Origin of the sequence: Ochrobactrum sp. SFR4, assembly GCF_019730395.1 — a bacterium.
Taxonomy (GTDB): Bacteria; Pseudomonadota; Alphaproteobacteria; order Rhizobiales; family Rhizobiaceae; genus Pseudochrobactrum.
This window is the reverse complement of record NZ_JAAPBB010000004.1, coordinates 21,684-39,292: the sequence shown is the minus strand read 5'-3', so window position 1 is coordinate 39,292 and position 17,609 is coordinate 21,684. Positions and strand designations below refer to the sequence as shown.

At 51.2% G+C, this 17,609-nt stretch carries 14 protein-coding genes; 3 read left to right on the top strand and 11 right to left on the bottom strand.

Features of this window, described 5'->3' with window-relative positions:
• Positions 1 to 522 precede the first annotated feature (522 nt).
• Positions 523 to 1,416, top strand: a complete 894-nt coding sequence (gene galU, locus HBA93_RS06070; RefSeq protein WP_121993055.1) for a UTP--glucose-1-phosphate uridylyltransferase GalU — start codon at positions 523 to 525, stop codon at positions 1,414 to 1,416.
• Positions 1,417 to 1,471: 55 nt separating this feature from the next.
• Here the strand turns inward: galU and HBA93_RS06065 are convergent, their stop codons facing one another.
• Entirely contained in the window at positions 1,472 to 2,998 is a 1,527-nt protein-coding gene (locus HBA93_RS06065) for an outer membrane beta-barrel protein (protein ID WP_221722678.1), read from the bottom strand.
• A gap of 299 nt (positions 2,999 to 3,297) precedes the next feature.
• On the opposite strand from HBA93_RS06065, the gene HBA93_RS06060 reads away from it, so the two are divergent.
• Positions 3,298 to 4,272, top strand: coding sequence for a KpsF/GutQ family sugar-phosphate isomerase (locus HBA93_RS06060; RefSeq protein WP_286201777.1), 975 nt, complete (start codon positions 3,298 to 3,300; stop codon positions 4,270 to 4,272).
• Positions 4,273 to 4,322: 50 nt separating this feature from the next.
• Here the strand turns inward: HBA93_RS06060 and HBA93_RS06055 are convergent, their stop codons facing one another.
• The 8 genes from HBA93_RS06055 to HBA93_RS06020 form a co-directional block, all read right to left on the bottom strand.
• Positions 4,323 to 4,781 (bottom strand): NfeD family protein, encoded by a 459-nt coding sequence (locus HBA93_RS06055; RefSeq protein WP_122094441.1) that lies wholly within the window; start codon positions 4,779 to 4,781, stop codon positions 4,323 to 4,325.
• On the bottom strand, positions 4,778 to 5,863 hold the full coding sequence (locus HBA93_RS06050; protein ID WP_221722677.1) for an SPFH domain-containing protein: 1,086 nt from the start codon (positions 5,861 to 5,863) through the stop codon (positions 4,778 to 4,780). The genes HBA93_RS06055 and HBA93_RS06050 overlap by 4 nt, the downstream gene beginning before the upstream one ends.
• Before the next feature lie 53 nt (positions 5,864 to 5,916).
• On the bottom strand, positions 5,917 to 6,948 hold the full coding sequence (gene hemH / locus HBA93_RS06045; protein WP_286201776.1) for a ferrochelatase: 1,032 nt from the start codon (positions 6,946 to 6,948) through the stop codon (positions 5,917 to 5,919).
• A 183-nt stretch (positions 6,949 to 7,131) separates the two neighbouring features.
• Positions 7,132 to 8,895: a 5'-nucleotidase C-terminal domain-containing protein gene (locus HBA93_RS06040; protein ID WP_221722675.1), complete on the bottom strand. Its 1,764-nt coding sequence runs from the start codon at positions 8,893 to 8,895 to the stop codon at positions 7,132 to 7,134.
• A 244-nt stretch (positions 8,896 to 9,139) separates the two neighbouring features.
• Positions 9,140 to 9,520 carry an outer membrane lipoprotein Omp10 gene (gene omp10, locus HBA93_RS06035; RefSeq protein WP_121993061.1) on the bottom strand — a complete coding sequence of 127 codons (381 nt, stop codon included), beginning with the start codon at positions 9,518 to 9,520 and terminating at the stop codon, positions 9,140 to 9,142.
• A gap of 266 nt (positions 9,521 to 9,786) precedes the next feature.
• A complete protein-coding gene (locus HBA93_RS06030) occupies positions 9,787 to 10,476 on the bottom strand; it encodes an aminotransferase class IV family protein (RefSeq protein ID WP_221722674.1) in 690 nt (229 codons plus the stop codon).
• A 3-nt stretch (positions 10,477 to 10,479) separates the two neighbouring features.
• A complete protein-coding gene (locus HBA93_RS06025; RefSeq protein ID WP_221722673.1) occupies positions 10,480 to 11,655 on the bottom strand; it encodes an aminodeoxychorismate synthase component I in 1,176 nt (391 codons plus the stop codon).
• A gap of 22 nt (positions 11,656 to 11,677) precedes the next feature.
• Positions 11,678 to 13,501 (bottom strand): M3 family oligoendopeptidase, encoded by a 1,824-nt coding sequence (locus HBA93_RS06020; protein ID WP_286201796.1) that lies wholly within the window; start codon positions 13,499 to 13,501, stop codon positions 11,678 to 11,680.
• A gap of 706 nt (positions 13,502 to 14,207) precedes the next feature.
• On the opposite strand from HBA93_RS06020, the gene HBA93_RS06015 reads away from it, so the two are divergent.
• Positions 14,208 to 16,061, top strand: a complete 1,854-nt coding sequence (locus HBA93_RS06015) for a peptidoglycan L,D-endopeptidase MepK (protein ID WP_221722671.1) — start codon at positions 14,208 to 14,210, stop codon at positions 16,059 to 16,061.
• Between the two features lie 170 nt (positions 16,062 to 16,231).
• On the opposite strand, the gene HBA93_RS06010 is transcribed toward HBA93_RS06015, so the two are convergent.
• Together HBA93_RS06010 and HBA93_RS06005 are read right to left on the bottom strand one after the other, a co-directional pair.
• On the bottom strand, positions 16,232 to 16,870 hold the full coding sequence (locus HBA93_RS06010; RefSeq protein ID WP_221722670.1) for a 2-dehydro-3-deoxy-phosphogluconate aldolase: 639 nt from the start codon (positions 16,868 to 16,870) through the stop codon (positions 16,232 to 16,234).
• A gap of 69 nt (positions 16,871 to 16,939) precedes the next feature.
• Positions 16,940 to 17,569, bottom strand: coding sequence for an N-acetylmuramidase family protein (locus HBA93_RS06005; RefSeq protein ID WP_221722669.1), 630 nt, complete (start codon positions 17,567 to 17,569; stop codon positions 16,940 to 16,942).
• Between the last annotated feature and the right edge of the window lie 40 nt (positions 17,570 to 17,609).

The window sequence follows — 17,609 nt, the reverse complement described above, 5'->3', positions numbered from 1 at the left end:
ACACGAAAATGCAATCAATAATGAGCGTAATGCAGTTTGCCGGTGCTCACTACGCTCGGGTAATGGTGTTAGCCACATTATCCGGATACAAAATCGCTTCACAATTTTGCGGGAAATGGTCTAGGTTTATTCTTTATGCCACACGGAAGTTAGCATTTAGTTTACCATGCAGTACCGGAATTAAGAACCGGCAAAAAACTGTTAGAACCGTACAGATAATAATCAGACAGCGAATGATCAGTATATGCGTAATTTCAGCTTAACTGAATTACTGCTGCATTCATGAACCGGACCTGAAGAAATTCCGCTTTATGCATGAAATTTGCTCAACTGCGGTAATAATTGCACATGAAATGTGACTGTAACTTTTAGATAATGCAGGCTTTTTTCATATTTTGGCTGTAATGGCTTTTATAGATCAGGTTTAGCAAGAGACTATAGTACAGGTTCATAATAGAAAAATTATAACCGGCGACTTAGGTTTTTAAATGTAGGTTGAAACCGGATAAAACGGGAAGTGACATGAGTTCAGTTAAAAAAATCCGCAAAGCAGTTTTTCCTGTCGCCGGACTGGGGACACGTTTCTTACCGGCGACTAAATCAATTCCGAAAGAAATGCTGACGGTTGTTGATAAACCCGTCATTCAATATGTGGTTGATGAAGCGCGCGAAGCGGGTATTGAGCATCTGATTTTTGTAACCGGTCGTAATAAGGCGGTGATCGAAGATTATTTTGATGCGCAGGTTGAACTTTATGCCACTCTGCAGGAGCGTGGTAAGCTCAATGAGCTGAACCATATGCAGGAATTGCAGCCACAGCCCGGTACGACCAGTTTCACCCGCCAGCAGGTGCCGCTGGGTCTTGGCCATGCAGTATGGTGTGCCCGCGAAATCGTCGGTGACGAACCTTTTGCGTTGTTGTTGCCGGATATGGTGATGCAGTCGAAAAAAGGCTGCCTCAAAGAAATGGTTGAGCTTTATGAGCAGACCGGCGGCAATGTGATTGCTGTACAGGAATGTGACCCGGAAGAAGCGCATAAATATGGTATTGTCGGTAAAGGCAATGCAATCGGCAACGGTTTTGAAATCAACCAAATGGTTGAAAAGCCTGCCAAAGGCACTGCACCGTCAAATCTCTATATTAATGGCCGTTATATTCTCCAGCCTGAAATCTTCGACCTGCTGAGCAAACAGGAAAAAGGTGCCGGTAATGAAATTCAGCTGACTGATGCGATGCTGAAACTGGCGAAAGAGCAGGAATTCTACGGCTTTAATTATCAGGGGCGTACCTTTGACTGCGGTTCTAAAGAGGGGTTCATTCAGGCAAATGTGGCCTTTGCCCTGTGGCGCCATGATATCCGCCCGCTGGTCGAAGTCAGCATTGATGAGTTACTCAAGACGATTAAACTCTCTTAGTTGAAACAAAAAAAGCCGGTCAGTGACCGGCTTTTTTTATTACGGGTGTAACTATTCAGCGGCGCAGCTTTACGCCGAGATAGACGCTGTTGCTGCTGTATTTACGGCTGGCCACATCGCTGTTGATGAATTCATGGCGCAATTTTCCATCCACACCGAAGAAACGATTGAACCAATAGGTTGCCCCGATTTCCGCGCCCATACCATAATCGGTGCCGCTGCCGTCACGATTATCACGAATGGAAGCATCAAAACGGGCATTCACACTGAGGTCAGCACGGATCATGCGGGTGACATCAATATTGGCGAGATACAGAATTGATGAATTGCCGCCAATATCCGGACTGCTGTCGAGATAAGTACGCAGACCAAAGCGGACATCTGTGCCGCGCTGTGGTGACCAGTTCATCGCTGCATCCACGGACAGGCCGCCGGTATCGCGCAGACGGTCATCTTCGCTGCGGGCACCGATATAGCCGACTGAAAATTCACCGTTCAGTTTTTCACCGGTATTGATCTGCAATCCGGTACGAAGCCCGAGCTGGGTTGCATTGCGATCCAGGCCATTATCATTCTGGTAAAGACGGCGCCCCACTTCAACTTCCGCAAACGGGCGGATAGCGGCGCTCAACTCAAAACCACCACGCAATGTCATGCTGACATAGGTATTGTTGCGGTCGCTCTGATCCAGCTGGTCGCCATTATATAATTTGGCTTTACCGTAACGGGTATTGTTCACCCGTGCTATCGCACTGGCAAAAATCTTGCCGATATCACGCTCAATACCGGCCTGTGCATTCAGACTCTGTACCAGGGGGCGGCTTCGTGCTGCGCTGATACCGTTCGGATCGGACGCATCTTCACGATTAACTGAGTAACCAAGCCCGAAATTCAGGCGGGTTTCATCACTCATATCCAGCCGTAATGCGGCATCAATCTGCCCGCGCGGATTGGAAACATACTGGCCGGAGAGATTCTTCTCGAAGATACCGGATGCATCAAGTGTGGCCAGATGGCTTGCCCAGTCTGAGCGTGCATTCAGCCGTAATGCGGTTTCGGACAAGATACCGCTGGTTCCGGTTGAGCTGTTGTCGGCATTGTTGGTTGCGCGGATACCCTGATCCAGCGACGGACGTAAGATGAAACTTCCGGCACGAATGCCCTGCGGTTCAAACGGATCAGCTTCGAAAGGTGCCCGCGGGCGACCTTCAACGGCACCTTCCGGCAGATTCTCCCGCCCTTCGCGAACGGCTCTGCCTGCATCTGCGGGGCCGGTGCGCAAGCCGCTGATATCTTCGCTCAAAGGAACAGTGCCGTCGGCAGCAGGGCGTGCAGCCGGAACTGCAGGATTGATCACAGGCTGTGCAACAATCCGGCCATTAGCATCATAAGTTACATTTTCAGAGCCTTCGCTCTGCGCAATAACATCGGCAATTGCATCATTCTGAGTGCCGGAGGGTACAGTTTGTGCCTGAGATATAGCCACGGATGAAAACAGCACAACGCCCGTCAGCAGAGCTGCCTGACGCAGCCCGTACAGGGAAAGCGGGGCGTAATGAGCCGGTTTGGCTGTTTTTTCCATTGTCCTGCCAAGAATTGTGCACGCAACTGAGAATTCCTGCAGAGAGCAGGCTTGTTACAGGACGGTAAATGATCATGGTTAATACAAGGTTTCTTTTGCTGTAATGGGCTGGCTTTATTCAGTTTTTTAGCTTGTGCTTTATTAATTGCAGGGAAATATGCTCTGTGTTTCTGCAAACGGAGAGGCTGGACAGGGAATGTGTAAAGTTTTACCTCACATAATTCGTTTTGCAGAATGCAGCTCCGGTTTCTATATAGAAGAAGCACTATTGACCGGATGAATGAAGTGAGAGAAATCCATTGAGCAGCCACAGCCCAGCTATCCGCTCCGCCCTGAATACAATCGCAGTTGAAAAAGCCGGTATGAGCGCTCTTGAAGATGCGCTGCAAAACGGACTTGCAGAGCCGTTTGAACAGGCGGTTCAGGCTATCTCCGCTATGAAAGGACGGGTTGTTGTGACCGGTATCGGCAAAAGCGGCCATATCGGTTCCAAGCTGGCGGCAACTTTTGCGTCCACCGGAACGCCTGCGTTTTTTGTTCATGCGGCAGAAGCCAATCATGGCGATCTCGGCATGATTAACAGCAATGACGTTATTCTTGCCCTGTCCTGGTCAGGTGAGACTGCGGAGCTGAAAGGTATTGTCAGCTATTCCCGCCGTTTCAAAGTGCCGCTGATTGCACTGACCTCCGGTGAACATTCCACGCTCGGCCGTGAATCTGATGTGCTGTTGCTGTTGCCGAAAGCAATTGAAGCTTGTCCGCATGGGGTTGCGCCGACCACCTCGACTTTGATGCAGCTGGCAGTCGGTGATGCTTTGGCACTTGCTCTGCTGGAAAGACGCGGCTTTACCGCCAGCGATTTCCGCGTATTTCATCCGGGTGGCTCGCTGGGGGCGAGCCTGTCCCATGTGAAGGATATTATGCATCGCGGTGATGAACTGCCGCTGGTTAAAATCGGCACGCCAATGCCGGAAGCGATGCGCATTCATTCGCATAAGCATTTCGGCTGTGTGATTGTTGAGAATGAAGACGGCACTCTGGCCGGTATCATCACTGATGGCGATCTGACGCGCAATGTCGACCGGCCGATGGCGACGCTGAAAGTCGATGATATTATGACCCGTACACCAAAGACTGTCAGCCCTGACCAGCTACTTGGCTCAACGCTGGCTCTTTTGAATGAAGCACGTATTGGCGCGGTGATTGTGGCTGAGAATAACCGCCCTGTCGGACTGGTGCATTTCCATGATCTGCTGCGTGCCGGCGTGGCGTAAAATACTCATTGTATGATAATAAAAAGGCGGCTTATCAGCCGCCTTTTTTGTTATTTCACTTCTTCGATTTGCAATAATCCGTCGTGATATTCCCGTACGATAATTGTCGTACCGGCGGGAAGATCAGGGCCGGTCACACGCCAGAGTGTATCATCAAAACGTGCACGGCCATGGCCGTTGATAATCGGCTCTTCCAGCGTGGTGCGCATACCGATCAGCTGATCGGCTCTGCGGTTGAGCAGTGGTTCATCACTGTTTTGTACCCGTGGATTAAAATATTTGCGCCCGATCAGCACAAATATCACGGATAGAACCATGAAGAGCAGCAATTGCGCTTGCCAGCTGTCGATGAAACCGAAGCCGGTAAACGCAATCAGGCTGGTAACCAGAGCAGCAAAACCGATCCAGATCAGGAAGACACCGGGTGTCACCAGTTCCAGAAACAGCAGAACGAGGCCAAGGACGACCCAGTTCCATATCCCCAATGCTGCGAGCATATCCGGCATCAGCGTGATCCTGTCGGCGGTACACGATTGCCGATAATGTGGTTCGGTACCGTGACATAATCAGCGGAGCCGCTGCGGGTTGTGCCTTCGCTGCGTGTAGCCGGTTTGGCAGGCGCTTTGCGCGCTGCCTGTGTACCCTGACCGGTAGTATCGGCACCGGAGTCTGAATTATTGCCGAAGACCTCTTTGGCAATCGCACCGATACCGCCCAATGTGCCGATCAGTGATGAGGCTTCTAGCGGCATCATAATGATCTTGTGATTTTTGGCAGAGGCCATTTCAGACAAGGCATCGGTATATTTTTGTGCAACGAAGTAATTCAGTGCCTGTACATCACCCTGCGCAATAGCTTCTGACACCATGGTTGTCGCTTTGGCTTCCGCTTCTGCCAGACGCTCGCGGGCTTCTGCTTCACGATAGGCGGCTTCGCGCTTACCTTCCGCTTCCAGAATTTGTGACTGTTTCAGACCTTCAGCACGCAGGATCTGCGCATTACGGTCACCTTCAGCTTCCAGAACCTGCGCACGCTTGTCACGTTCGGCTTTCATCTGACGCGCCATGGAATCAATCAGATCCTTCGGCGGGTTGATATCTTTGATCTCAACGCGGGTGATCTTGATACCCCATGGATGCGCCGCCTGATCCAGCACGCGCAACAGGCGGTCATTGATGGTGTCACGGTTGGAGAGCAATTCGTCCAGATCCATCGAGCCCATAACTGTACGGATATTGGTCATGGTCAGGTTGAGGATTGCATATTGCAGATCGGAGACCTGATAGGCAGCCTGCGCCGCATTCAGCACCTGAAAGAAGGCCACAGCATCAACGGATGTGGTGGCATTATCACGGGTAATGACTTCCTGTGTCGGTACGTCCAGCACCTGTTCCATCATATTAAGCCGCGCGCCGATACGATCGAAGAACGGAACGATCATGTTCAGACCCGGCGTCAATGTGCGGGTGTAACGGCCGAAGCGTTCGACAGTAAAATTGGAGCCCTGCGGCACAATTTTAATACCGGCATAAAGCGTAAAAATAACCACTGCAGCTAAAATCAGCAGGGCAATATTGGCACCGAATTCCATTCTGTTTCCTTTTTAAAATGCCGGAAATGATGATGGTTTGTTTTATAAAAGTTTCAGACCCAGCCCTGCAATTCACGACGTACGAGATCTTCGATTACGCGCATACCGAGTTCTGTGTCATTGAGGCACGGAATATGGCTGAAATTTTCGCCGCCGTTTTCATGGAAGGCCTCTGCCGCTTCATTGCCGATTTCATCAACGGTTTCAAGGCAGTCGGCCACGAAACCCGGATTGAAAACGGCAACGGATTTGATGCCCTGTTTCGGCATTTCCTCGATGGTTTTATCCGTATAAGGCTGGAGCCATTCCTCAGGGCCAAAGCGCGACTGGAATGTGCTGATAAGTTTGGTTTCATCCCAGCCAAGGCGTTCACGCAGCAGGCGTGTGGTTTCAAGGCATTGCTGCGGATACGGATCGCCGCGGCGTGCATAGCTCTGCGGAATACCGTGATAGGAGGCAATCACGACCTGCGGATCAAAGTCGAGCTTGGCGATATGTTCCTCAATCGAACGCGCCAGTGCATCAATATAGACCGGCGCATTCTGATAGGACGGCACGGTACGAACAGCAGGCATAAAACGCAATTTGTTCAGCGCATCATTGAGTTTTTCATTCACGCTGCCCGTCGTGGAGGAAGAATATTGCGGATAGAGCGGGAAAGCGACAATACGGGTGCAACCCTGTTCGCGCAGGCGGGTCAACACATCTTCAATTGATGGCTGACCATATCGCATGGCCCAGTCTACGACGACATTGCTGAGATCGGACAGGCGGGCGCTGAGCTGATCGCTCTGGGAGCGCGTGAAGGTGCGCAAAGGTGATTCATTGCGCTCACGATTCCAGATGCGCTCATAAAGAGCACCGGATTTTTTAGGGCGTGTATTGAGTACAATACCAAACAGTATCGGATACCAGATTGCTTTTGGCCATTCGATAACACGCGAATCCATCAAAAATTCACGCAAATAGCGACGCATAGATGTGCGGTCAGTGCCATCAGGTGTTCCCAGATTAATCAGCATTACACCTGTTTTTTCAAGAACGGGTTTTGCTGAAACCGGCCGGGAAGTCGCAGATTGGCTCATCACATTATCATGCATGTCTGTGTCTCTATCCTGATGGAGCGGTGCTTTTGCTCAAGCAATCACAATCTGTGTCTGCGTGGGCGTAAGCTGCCGAACAAAATTTGCCTATCATAACAGTATTATGTCCGGCATGACCAGAACATAACCATAACATGATGTAAAAACTCAAATTTAAAGTGGTTTTTATTCGGAAGGTGCTCCGGTTTTTAAAACAGCACCAACCGGTAGTTTGCGCGGCTTGTAATTCGGGTTCTGACGGAGCAGGTGTTTCCATTTTGAGCCATTGCCATAGAGCCTCTCTGCAATCGACCAGTAGCTGTCGCCCTGTTTGATTTCGTAAGTTTCAGAGACAGGCATTTTTACCGTTGGCTGTACATTGCCTGAATAGGGCGAATGCTCCTGTAAATATCCGGCAACAACCTGATCAAGCGATGGGCCGTAATCATAGGCTTTCTCAGCTTTCTGAGCGATCATGTCGTAGCCGTCACCGCCTGTGCGCAGATAGTCCGTGGCGGCAATACTATAGAGTTTATTGTCATCAAGCGGCTGCCAGATGTTTGCTGCCCCCTGCATTTCGACAGAGGTAATGCGCTGTCCGGCAGGTTTGGCCATATCCATCGTGAATTTTATACCGGCTACCTGTGGATAGCGGCCGCTGCCTTTTTCAATCTGGCTGACACCGTTTTCCAGTGCTGACCGCAGATCACGGCCTTTCATCTGGAATGTTGCAATCGTATTTTGAAACGGCAGCACAACCAGCACGTCACCCATAGTAACGTCACCGGCCTTGATCGAAGCGCGCAATGCACCACCATTAATCAGTGCGGCAGTGATGCCCTGATCGCGCACACGATCGAGCATGGCAGTGGTAACCAGATCGCCCATCGGGCATTGCTGCGTGCGGCAACTGACAGCAGAGCCATCAATCAGCCTGGTTGTTTCAGCAACGCGGCGGTTTTTCAGTTCTTCAATCGGCTTGGCCATTTCCGTGATGCGGCTGGCCAGTTGTGCATCAGGCTTGATGGAAGCATCCAGCCGGAGCGGTGCACCGGAGGCCGATGTGAGATTGCCTGCATCATCAAAATTCAGAACCAGCCTGCCCAGATATTGCGTATAGGCATAGGCCGTGACAACCGGCACCATCTTGCCGGACGGATTTTTGACCAAGGTTGGGTAAGGACCGGAAGCACGCAAAGCATTGTCGCCGAGCAATGTATGGCTGTGCCCGCCGACAATTGCATCCACATCATCCAGTTCTGCTGCCAGTTGCTGATCCGCATCATAACCCAGATGGGTGAGGGCGATGATCTTGTTAACGCCTTCTGCCTTCAGGTCTGCGAGCATGCGCTGCAATGTTTCCCTGGCATCAAGAAAACGGATGTCCTTGCCCGGACGTGCAATTTCCACTGTGTCCGGTGTAGTCAGGCCGACAATGCCGATCTTTTCATTGCCAATTGTCTTGACAAGATAACGTGCGAATTTGCCGTGGATCGGTGAACCGGCAGCGGTTTCAATATTAGCCGATAAAACCGGCAATTTGATTTCATTCAGAAAGGGCGCCAGCCCTTCCTGTCCCAGATCAAATTCATGATTGCCGAGCGCCATGGCATCATAGCCGATGGCATTCATGAATTCGGCATTATCAATGCCTTTATAGGTGGTAAAAAACAAAGAGCCCTGAAACTGATCTCCCGCATCCAGCACCAGCATATTGCCGCCCTTGGTGCGCTCGGCATCAATAGCAGCTTTCAGCCGTGCCATGCCGCCGAAACATTGTTGCTCCGCGCTTTCCTTAGCCGAGCAGGTCGCGTCATATTTATTGACCTCTTCAATGCGGGAATGTGTGTCATTGGTGTGCAGAATGGTCAATGTGTAATCGGCATAGGCAGGCAGGGACAGGCTCACGAGGCTGGCGCTGCAAAACAGAATCTTAAACAGTCCGGACATGGCTCTCTCCGTGGGCATTTATCGGGCAGAATAGCATAGTAATATGACGAATGCTGTTTGCATCTCCCAAGTTCGGAGAGGGCTGATAATAGCAAAAAGCCCGCAGCAGAGCCGCGGGCTTTTGTATATCTTAGAGCATAATTTCTTTAAGTTGAATTAGTTCAAGATAAAATTATGTTCTCATTTTAAAGTGTTAGAGCGCCGTGCGCCCAATCGGGCGCACGGCGCTCTAATGCTGAATTATTCAGGCTTTACGTGTCAGCGAGAATTGCGAACCGGTTGATGTGGTGCAATTGAGCTGTGACGAAGTAACCTGTGCGCAATTCACTTTGGATGTGGTGCCGCGTACGATCGAACGCATGTCAATTTCCACCAAACGCGGTGACAGGTAACGGTAATTACCTTCCGCCAACTTTTCATTGGTGTCTGTTGTGCGGGTTTCAAAAACGCCGCCATTGAAATTCGATGTAATGCCATTGGCATCAACCCAGCCACCGTCAATACCGGCATTAGCCGGACGGGTTGGCATGGTGTTGCCGCCGCCGCCATTGACTGGTCCGTATGTGGTACAGGCAGCGAGTGTGGCAGCCAGACAAAGGGATGCGGCCGTGCGGAATGTTTTCATAAGCGAGCTCTCCCGGGATTCTGCAAAATTTTATAATAATTTGATGTATGTAAATGCGGGTAAATACAAGAGCTTTATAGGTTGCTTAACCATGAAGAGCCTTGTATCTGTTGCTTTTTTACCTCACATCTTTGTGTGTGAAGCGGTTTTGTTGGTCTCAGACAGCAAAAATATTATATTTTATAGCGGTGTAATTTAAAGAGCTGCTGATATTAGAATGTAACTGTTAGAGCGGTTCCGGTTAATATTGAACCGGTAGAACCGCTCTAACTCTTTGTTTGAACGCGTATCTTATCCGAAAACCGCTTCGCCCTTTTCGGGATACGCTCTAATTGTGCTGCTATCATGCCACGCAGAGAATTGCCGACAAAAATCCGGTGCGCTTTTTGTAAATCCTGAAGCGTGAGAACGGCGGCTCTGGCTTTTCCCTGTTGCAGTAATTCCTGCCGCAAGACGCCATTCAGCAACCCGCATTCCAGCGGCGGGGTTAGCAATATACCATCCGCCATATCTGCGAAGAGCGAAGTGATTGTGCCTTCGCATAGCTCACCTTTTTCATTGAGCAGCAGAACTTCATCAGCCTGTTCCGGTGTAAATTCCGCCCGTGCGGCTTCATAGACTGTACGGCGTGTTGTTTTGTGACGCAGCAACTCATCCGCACTGTTCAGGCGGGTTTCGGCAATTGCCAATGTCCAGATCATTTGCGGCGGCAAAGGCTGAAAGACTGCGGTGATGATATCTGCTGTGCCGTCTGCCATCAGGCAAAGACGGACACGTAATGCATGGGCGCTGTTTGCGTGATCCTGCAATTGTGTACGGATAGCATTTTCATCAAAAACAAAACCGAGTTGCGTCGCGGATTGCTGCAGACGCTGTAAATGCTGTTCGAGGCGCAAAAAACCATTGCCAGGCTCAAAGCGCAATGTTTCGATCAGGCCAAAATTCAGGTTTTGCATGTTTCAACCATGAGTACCGGAGACTGCATTGTCGCCGGTTGCGTAGCGGGCTTTCAGCAGGCATTCAGCATATTCCGCTTCTGCCGTTGAATCATAGACCACACCGCCACCGACATTGAGAACTGCTTCTCCGTCAGGGTATAGAGACAGGGTGCGGATTGCGACGTTGAAACGCATTTCACCCGATGGTGCGATCCAGCCGATAGAACCGCAGTAAATGTCGCGTGCCTGTTGTTCAAGCTTATGCAAAATCGTCATGGCGCTGATTTTTGGCGCGCCGGTCACTGAACCGCACGGAAACAAAGCTGCAAAGATCTGCCGCAAAGTGAGGTCGGGCAACAGTTTTGCCCGCACATGGCTGACCATCTGGTGCACCGTCGGATAGCGCTCGACATGAAAGAGTTTTGGCACAGAAAGGCTGCCGACTTCGCTGATCAGCGAAATATCATTGCGCAGCAAATCCACAATCATGCGGTTTTCGGCCTGACTTTTTTCGTCATGGATCAAAAAATCACGTAAGGCATCATCTTCTTGTGGTGTTGTCCCGCGCGGTGTGGTGCCTTTCATCGGATGGGTTTCTATCCAGCCGTCTTTATTGATCTGAAAAAACAGTTCCGGTGAGCGCGACAGAATAAGTGGTGCCTTGCCCTGCGTTGTCAGATTGACATACGCACTGTAACGCACCGGCTGGCGGTTGCTGAGACCGGCAAACAGTGCTTCAGGCTCACCCTGATAGCGTGCCGAAATCGGAAATGTCAGATTGCCCTGATAGCAATCGCCTTCACGCAAGTGACGATGCAGACGCTCAAAGCGCTGCTGATAATCCGCTTCCGACCAATGCGCATGAAAGTCAGAAAGATGGGCATTGGTGTGGGTGTTTCTGTTTCCGACAGGGATATCCGCCGGAGGTTTACTAAAGACACCAAAGCAGATCAGCGGAACACGGCGCTTCTCCGGCAGCAGGGGAGCCAGTTTGGGCTCGAGCAGAAAACCTGCCTCATAGCTGAAATAACCTGCAAGCCATTTGCCCTGACGATGCGCTGCTTCCAGCGCGGCAAAGCCTGCCTCAAAATCGGAAGCCTGTTCAATAATAATCAGCTGTTCCGGCCTGTTGAACAGCATGGATTGCTGTTCAACATTATCCCGAAACAGAATGAAAGGCTCAGAAGATGCAGGCATTGCTCGCTCAATCATAATGCGATCAGTCTTCCATCGCTTCCAGCTCGTCGATCATGCCTTCAATAACTGACAGGCCCTGCTGCCAGAAGGCCGGATCAGAAGCATCCAGACCAAATGGTGCCAGCAGTTCTTTATGATGGCGGGTACCGCCAGCCTTCAGCATATCGAAATATTTGTCCTGAAAGCCTTCAGGGCTGTTCTGGTAAACCGCATAGAGCGAATTCACGAGACAGTCGCCGAAAGCATAGGCATAGACATAGAATGGTGAGTGGATGAAATGCGGAATATATGTCCAGAAGCTTTCATAACCCGGATTGAGGCGGATTGCCGGACCTAAGCTTGAACGCTGCACTTCCATCCAGGTTTCACCGATCTGCTCAGCTGTCAGTTCGCCGTTTTTGCGCTCAGTGTGAACTTTACGTTCAAACTGGTAGAAGGCTATCTGGCGCACGACCGTATTGATCATGTCCTCGGTTTTCTGCGCCAGCATCGCTTTACGCTCACGCTTGTCTTTTGCTTTAGCAAGCAGGGACCGGAAGGTCAGCATTTCACCGAAGACGGAGGCGGTTTCCGCCAGTGTCAGCGGCGTTGAAGCCATCAGGGCGCCTTGTTTCGCAGCCAGAACCTGATGCACGCCATGGCCAAGCTCATGGGCAAGGGTCATGACATCGCGCGGTTTGCCCAGATAATTGAGCAAGACGTAAGGATGTGCGGAAGGCACGGTCGGATGAGCAAAAGCGCCCGGTGCCTTGCCGGCGCGGCTCGGGGCATCAATCCAGTTCTTATCGAAGAAATCGCGGGCAATATCGGCCATTTCCGGTGCAAAGCCTGCATAGGCATCCAGCACAGTTGCTTTTGCCTCGTCCCAGCCAATTGTTGTCTGAGGTGTTTCCGGCAACGGTGCATTGCGATCCCAGTTATCAAGCTGTTCAAGGCCGAGCCATTTGGCTTTCAGCGCATAATAACGATGGGATATACGCGGATAAGCGGCTTCAACTGCACTGGCCAAAGCATCGACAACTTCACGCTCGACACGGTTGGCAAGATGTCGGCTGTCGGCAATATCTGCAAAACCGCGCCAGCGGTCGGATATTTCCTTATCCTTGGCCAATGTATTGGTAATCAGGGTAAAGAGGCGCAGATTTTCACCAAAGGTTTTCGACAGGGCGTCCGAAGCTTTTTTACGATTGGCACCATCGGCATCCTGCAACATGGTCAGTACCGGCTCGATCGGCAGAGCCTCGCCGTCGATAGTAAAGCGCAACCCGCTCATGGTTTCGTCAAACAGGCGGTTCCATGCACCAAAACCGGTGACGGATTTTTCGTGGAACAGCGCTTCGGTCTTGTCATCCAGCTGATAAGGCTTGTCTTTACGCAGGTCGACCAGCCATGGTTTGTAATGACCAATAGCCGGATTATTCACGATGGCCTTGTCGAGCAGGGTATCATCGATGCGGTTGAGTTCCAGTGAAAAGAAAATCAGATGACTGCTCGCATCGGTCAGTTTTTGCTGTACGTCACCATAGAGTTTGGCATTGGCTGCACTGGATGTGTCATCTGCATAAAGCAAACCGGCATAGGAATAGATGCGCCCCATCAGCTCTTCAAGCTGTTCGAATTCTTTAATCGCGCCGGCGAAATCACCGCCGTCAGGCTTGGAAACTTCTGCTTCCAGCTTGCCTTTCCATCTATTCTCAAAAGCAACGGAACGTTCGGCCGAGAGCTTGAGATCGCGGGTCAGTTCCGCACTGTCCGGTGCAGGGTAAAGATCGGTGAGGTTCCAGCGCGGCAGATTGCTCAACTCGGATGATACGGAAACCTGTGCCTGCGGTGCATCGGCAGGCATACGGAGAAATTCTGCGTGGTTGCGTAAGTTCATTGCAGTTCAACCTCATACGATTCTTTTTAATGCTGCAGACTATATAGGATGTTCTTGTGCAGATTTCATGCGTTTCAGCAGCATTGAAATTGGGGGAACAAAGTCGGGTGCAGGCAGGTGCTGTTAAGATATGAAACGGTACAATCAGGTGTCCGGCAGGTGTCCGGATCAGAGGGGAGAGATGCGATTTTGTGTTTTTCCGACTCAAAAGCAGAGCCAAAACCGATTTGGTTCCCGAAATGAGGCTCTTTATCCCATCACATTGCGTTACACTAACGAAACAATGTGAGTAAAATCCGGTAAATTTTATGCGCTTAAGGCATATTATATTGCTGAAATGTTAAATGAATTTTCTGATTATCGTTCTTTGTTTTTCAAGCTTCGGAAGCCACGAAATATTACAGTATTTGCACTGAAAATTAAATATTTTCAATCAGATGGTGCATATATGCCACAGAATGCTGTTTGCGTCGCTGCGCGCGTGTATAGATAAAATCATGCTTCCTCAGGTTGTAAAATCTGTTCATAAACTCTTTACCATGATGGAAAGTCCTTCCCGAATGCGTTTTTTTTGTCATGCTGAAAACTCATTGTCTGTTCAATAAGTGTCTATTAACCATTAAATCCGATATTCATCTGAATAGCGTGACTGTAAACGGTAAGGCATTCGAAATTGGAAAACAGCAAAACATCTAAACTGGCGGGCTGGGCAGGCAGAGTTTTTAAACTCAGCGCGCAGCTGGCACTTGTTTTCACGGCTGTTACAGCTTTCGCGCCGTCTCAGGCTGCAGCCGAAACCCGTACACTGAAGCTGCATTTTGTGCATACCGGTGAACGTGCAGAAATCACGTTCAAGAAAAACGGCCGCTATCTGCCGGATGGTTTGAAGAAACTGAATGTCTTCCTGCGGGACTGGCGCCGCAATGAACCGACCAAGATGGATCCGCGTTTGTTCGATCTCGTCTGGCAGGTCTATCAGACTGCCGGCGGCCGCGATTATATTACTGTTGTTTCCGCCTATCGTTCGCCGGCGACGAACTCCATGCTGCGCTCGCGTACCCGCGGCGTTGCCAAAAGCAGTCAGCATACGCTCGGCAAGGCGATGGATTTTTTCATTCCGGGTGTTCCGCTGAAAAAACTGCGTGACACTGCGCTGCGCTATCAGATCGGCGGCGTTGGCTACTACCCGACTTCCGGTTCACCATTTGTGCATCTTGATGTGGGCAGTGTTCGTCACTGGCCGCGTCTGAGCCGCCGCGAATTGCTGGCAGTGTTCCCGGACGGTAAAACAATTCACGTTCCGACGGATGGCAAGCCGTTGCCAGGCTATGAGCAGGCTCTTGCTGCCTATGAGGCCCGTAAGGCAAATGGCGGCACAATCCAGATGGCTTCTGCCAAGCCGAAGAGCAAATCTCTGTTCGGTATGTTGTTTGGCGGCGGTGCTGATGAAGAAGAAGATAATGGCGAAAGCTCCGGCCGTGCCGTAGCAAATTCCCGTCCGGCGCGCACAACACCTTCTGCCGGAGTTCCTGCCCGTCAGGCTCCTGTACCAAACCGTGTTGTACCAGCACAGCCTGAGCCGCAGGCACCGCAGGAAGCGTTGATCGCTGCTTTGCCGGCTCGCGATGCACCGGTACCGCTGAATGCACCGCGCCCTTCTGCCGGTGTGGAAATGACACCGGATGCACAGGCGGCAATGGCTTTTGCTGTGCCGGTTCCGGTGAAGCGTCCGCAGTCGGAAGCCGAAGTGCTGCTGGCTATGGCACCGCCACCGCCGAATACACTTGAAGCGCAGGCTTTTGCGGGTGCCACGGGTGCGCCTTCTGCACCGGCTCAGCCTGCCAATGACCAGATTGCCGCGCTGGTTGCAGCAGATACAACTGCGAATACCGGTGCGACTGCTGGTGCTATGCTGAGCGGATATGTGCCGGTTCCGGTACAGCGTCCGCAGGGTGCAGGGCAGGCGATTAATACAGTTCTGGCTGCCGCTGTTCCGGCAACGCGTCCAACGCAGGCTCAGGAAGCCTCCGTTGCCCGTGCTGAAGCCGGTCAGGATGCAATTGCTGATCTGCTGAGCAATAGTGACCACACTGCATCTATTCCGGCCCCGCGTCCGCAGGTTCAGGAACAGCAAGTCGCTATGGTTATGCCACAGGATGCACGTAACAGCCGTACGTCCTCCCGCTCAAGCGTTGTAAGCAATGAGAATACTGCTGCAGCAACTGGTGCTGACGCTGTACGCACAACTGCCAAAGCCGGTCGCTCAGATCGCCCGGCATCTAAAGCGGCTGCCAATGCAGTGTTGCAGCCTGCCGATGCCGCGACAGAAGTTGCGATTTCAAATGAGCCTGTAGCCAAGGTTGTACCAGTGTCCAATCCGGTTCTGCGTAACGATGCTATGCGTCAGGCACCAACCGTTGTTTATACGGCTGGCTTCCAGAAAGACCTGCCTGCCGGTAATTCAAACCGCTTTACAGGCAATGCTGTGACTTTCATCCCGATTGCCAAATTCTCTAAAGTGAATTGATCTCTGTAGAGGGATAACAAAAAGGGGGCGAAAGCCCCCTTTTTTATGTCTGATATCAGGATTTACAGCGGTTCCAGTTAAGACTGAATAGTTGGAGCCGCTGTAACTATTTGTTTTACGCATTATCCGACGCAAAACCGGTTCCCACTTTTGCTGGAAATGCTATAAATTTAGTTTTTGAGTGCAGCCGCTGCTGCAGCAAGTGCAGTAATTTCATCCCACTTGCCATCATTGACCAGTTCTTTTGGTGCAATCCAAGAACCGCCGATGCACAGCACATTCGGAAGCTGCAGGTAGTTCATTGCATTGCTGAGGCTGATCCCGCCTGTCGGGCAGAAAAAAGTGCCTGCGAGCGGGGAGGACAGGGCTTTAAGATAGGCCGCGCCGCCTGCCTGTTCTGCAGGGAAAAATTTCACATGAGTATAGCCGTGCTCACGCAGGTTCATCACTTCACTTGCTGTCGCGCAACCCGGCAGTAGAGGAACAGGGCTGTTATCTGCGGCTTTCAGAACGGCATCTGTTACGCCGGGGCTGACGATGAATTTTGAACCGGCGGCGACAGCCTGCTCATAATGGGTGGCATTGAGGATGGTTCCTGCGCCGACAATGGCTTCCGGCACATCTTCTGCCACGGCACGGATGGCATCCAGTGCCGCACTGGTACGCAGGGTAATCTCGATGGCAGGCAGACCGCCTTTTGCCAGAGCGCGTGCAAGCGGCACGGCATCTGCTGCTTTATCAATCAGCAGAACAGGGATGACGGTTTGTCCCGTCATAACGGGAATCAGGCTTTCGGTTTTCTGCGACATCTCACCCTCGGAATTATTGTTATAATCGATTTAACGTTCCGAAGATATTTTGTCTATGCTGTTCGTTCATCAGGAGTGATGAAGGCCGGCATCAAGGGGAGTGAAGGATGGAAACAAGGGCTGATACAGCGCATAATTCTGAGCCAGTTTCCGGTCGTAGCGGTTTTTGGCATAAAGCGGGCCGTTATAGCTGTATGCGAATTTCTGCCAGTCGTGCTTGTTCAGAATATCCCGCAGATTGCTGTAGACGATAAAGCGGCTCATCAACTCAATCTGCTCCGGCACGGCGCTGCGCACGGTTTCAACCATTTCAGCAACGGACACATAGCCCAGCCAGTGCCAATGGGCGCCCATAACTTGTCCTATACCCCATGATGTGGATTCATAAGCGGCATCGCGGTTGATGCGGCAGGCTTTGGCCAGCATTTGCCAGCGTTCCGCCTGACCCGCCGGATTGGGAATGGCACCGGCACGGGGAGAGGAGAGCTTCAGCGCTCTGGCCTTTGTCTGATCGGCAGGGCTGAGGCGTTTATCAAAATAATGCCCCTCAAAACGGATCAGGGGTTCATCATGGCCATTGATGCGTGTGGTGACGATGCCGCTGCTCTCTGTCTGCGCTACAGCGGCAAGAGCTGCGGGATCAAGATGATGCGTTTGTCCCGCTTCTGAAAACAGGGTTCTGATTTCTGCGCGAAACATGGCACTTTCTCCTGAATGATATAATCCGTTACAGTGTGTC

What these genes read in the sequence shown, in the direction of transcription:
- HBA93_RS06010 (WP_221722670.1), bottom strand. Translation starts at nt 16,870, where the DNA reads ATGTCGCAGAAAACCGAAAGCCTGATTCCCGTTATGACGGGACAAACC.
- galU (WP_121993055.1), top strand. Translation starts at nt 523, where the DNA reads ATGAGTTCAGTTAAAAAAATCCGCAAAGCAGTTTTTCCTGTCGCCGGA.
- HBA93_RS06050 (WP_221722677.1), bottom strand. Translation starts at nt 5,863, where the DNA reads ATGGAATTCGGTGCCAATATTGCCCTGCTGATTTTAGCTGCAGTGGTT.
- HBA93_RS06005 (WP_221722669.1), bottom strand. Translation starts at nt 17,569, where the DNA reads ATGTTTCGCGCAGAAATCAGAACCCTGTTTTCAGAAGCGGGACAAACG.
- omp10 (WP_121993061.1), bottom strand. Translation starts at nt 9,520, where the DNA reads ATGAAAACATTCCGCACGGCCGCATCCCTTTGTCTGGCTGCCACACTC.
- hemH (WP_286201776.1), bottom strand. Translation starts at nt 6,948, where the DNA reads ATGAGCCAATCTGCGACTTCCCGGCCGGTTTCAGCAAAACCCGTTCTT.
- HBA93_RS06025 (WP_221722673.1), bottom strand. Translation starts at nt 11,655, where the DNA reads ATGCCTGCATCTTCTGAGCCTTTCATTCTGTTTCGGGATAATGTTGAA.
- HBA93_RS06065 (WP_221722678.1), bottom strand. Translation starts at nt 2,998, where the DNA reads ATGGAAAAAACAGCCAAACCGGCTCATTACGCCCCGCTTTCCCTGTAC.
- HBA93_RS06030 (WP_221722674.1), bottom strand. Translation starts at nt 10,476, where the DNA reads ATGCAAAACCTGAATTTTGGCCTGATCGAAACATTGCGCTTTGAGCCT.
- HBA93_RS06020 (WP_286201796.1), bottom strand. Translation starts at nt 13,501, where the DNA reads ATGCCTGCCGATGCACCGCAGGCACAGGTTTCCGTATCATCCGAGTTG.
- HBA93_RS06040 (WP_221722675.1), bottom strand. Translation starts at nt 8,895, where the DNA reads ATGTCCGGACTGTTTAAGATTCTGTTTTGCAGCGCCAGCCTCGTGAGC.